Source organism: Streptomyces triticagri (genome assembly GCF_003429565.1).
Taxonomy (GTDB): domain Bacteria; phylum Actinomycetota; class Actinomycetes; order Streptomycetales; family Streptomycetaceae; genus Streptomyces; species Streptomyces triticagri.
The window spans coordinates 1-1,403 of the sequence record NZ_QUAK01000146.1 but is presented as its reverse complement, the minus strand read 5'-3'; the positions used below and the strand labels follow the sequence as shown (position 1 = coordinate 1,403).

The following is a 1,403-nucleotide window of genomic DNA, read 5'->3' as shown; positions in this document are numbered from 1 at the left end:
GCGGTGGCCCGGTCCGTGCAGGACCGGGCCACCGCGCCGTCATGTCCGGGCAGGCGTCGAGCCCTGCCTCCGCCCCGGCCTCAGGCCGAGGCCACCTCGATCGCCGCCAGGTTCTTCTTTCCGCGACGCAGTACGAGCCAACGCCCGTGCAGCAGTTCCTCGGCCGAGGCGACCGCGTCCTCGGCGGCGACCTTGACGTTGTTCACGTACGCGCCGCCCTCCTTCACCGCGCGGCGGGCCGCCGACTTGCTCGGCACCAGACCCACCTCCGCGAACAGGTCGACCACCGGCCCCAGTTCGCTGACCCGCGCGTGCGGCACCTCGGACAGCGCGGCGCTCAGCGTCGCCTCGTCCAGCGCCTCGAGCTCGCCCTGGCCGAACAGCGCGCGGGACGCCGCGATCACTGCGGCGCACTGGTCGGCGCCGTGCACCAGGGTGGTGAGCTCCTCGGCGAGCGCCCGCTGTGCCGCCCGTGCCTGCGGACGCTCCTCGGTCTGCCGCTCGAGCTCCTCGAGCTCGGACCGGCTGCGGAAGCTGAGGATCCGCGAGTACGCCGAGATGTCCCGGTCGTCCACATTCAGCCAGAACTGGTAGAAGGCGTACGGCGTGGTCATCTCGGGGTCGAGCCAGATGGCGCCGCCCTCGGACTTGCCGAACTTGGTGCCGTCGGCCTTCGTCATCAGCGGAGTCGCGTACGCGTGCACCTCGGCGTCCGGCTCGAGCCGGTGGATCAGGTCGAGACCGCCGACGAGATTGCCCCACTGGTCGCTGCCGCCCTGCTGCAGGACACAGCCGTAACGCCGGTACAGCTCCAGGAAGTCCATGCTCTGCAGGAGCTGGTAGCTGAACTCGGTGTAACTGATGCCCTCCGCGGACTCCAGGCGGCGGGCCACCGAGTCCTTGGTCAGCATCTTGTTGACCCGGAAGTGCTTGCCGATGTCCCGCAGGAACTCGATGGCGGACATGCCCGCCGTCCAGTCGAGGTTGTTGACCATCGTCGCCGCGTTCTCACCCTCGAAGGAGAGGAACGGCTCGATCTGCGAGCGCAGCCGGTCCACCCAGAGGGCCACGGTCTCGGGGGAGTTGAGCGTGCGCTCGGCCGTCGGCCGCGGGTCGCCGATCTGCCCGGTGGCACCGCCCACCAGGGCCAGCGGCCGGTGGCCCGCCTGCTGCAGCCTGCGGACCGTGAGGACCTGCACCAGATGCCCGACGTGCAGGCTCGCGGCGGTCGGGTCGAAGCCGCAATAGAACGTGACGGGACCGTCCGCGAGGGCCTTGCGCAAAGCGTCCTCGTCAGTGGACTGGGCGAAGAGCCCCCGCCACTTCAGGTCGTCGACGATGTCCGTCACTGTCGCTTGTCTCCTTGGACGATCTGTACGGCACCGGGCGCGGCCGGCGCAGCT

At 70.3% G+C, this 1,403-nt stretch carries 1 protein-coding gene; it reads right to left on the bottom strand.

Annotation, left to right across the window (positions count from 1 at the left end; genetic code table 11):
- Positions 1 to 80: 80 nt before the first annotated feature.
- Entirely contained in the window at positions 81 to 1,349 is a 1,269-nt protein-coding gene (gene tyrS, locus DY218_RS24360) for a tyrosine--tRNA ligase (protein ID WP_128558280.1), read from the bottom strand.
- Positions 1,350 to 1,403 lie beyond the last annotated feature (54 nt).